Below are 445 nucleotides of genomic sequence, written 5' to 3'. Positions count from 1 at the left end.
AAGTAAACCCGTACTCTGCCGGAATGGGGCTGATGCCTGGCCATGTGTATCGCGCGCTTTACCCGTGCCCGCTGCATGGCATCAGTGACGACGATGCTATCGCTAGCATTCATCGCATCTTCAAAAATGATGCCGCGCCGGAAGACGTTGCCGCCATCGTGATTGAACCTGTTCAGGGCGAGGGAGGTTTTTACGCCGCCTCACCGGCCTTTATGCAACGGCTGCGCGCAATTTGTGATGAGCACGGCATCATGCTGATTGCTGACGAAGTCCAGAGTGGCGCGGGCCGTACCGGTACACTGTTTGCCATGGAGCAGATGGGCGTTGCGCCCGATCTCACCGCCTTCGCAAAATCCATCGCCGGAGGTTTCCCGCTGGCGGGCGTGACCGGACGAGCCGACGTCATGGACGCTATTCCACCGGGCGGGCTGGGCGGTACTTATGC

The 445-nt window shown here is 60.0% G+C and carries 1 protein-coding gene; it reads left to right on the top strand.

The window, feature by feature from the left end:
• On the top strand, positions 1-445 hold a 445-nt coding region (locus ACU8YC_RS27695), incomplete at both ends, for an aminotransferase class III-fold pyridoxal phosphate-dependent enzyme (RefSeq protein ID WP_446896354.1).

Source organism: Citrobacter sp. VF227, from assembly GCF_052950715.1.
This window is presented reverse-complemented; position numbering and strand designations above follow the sequence as displayed.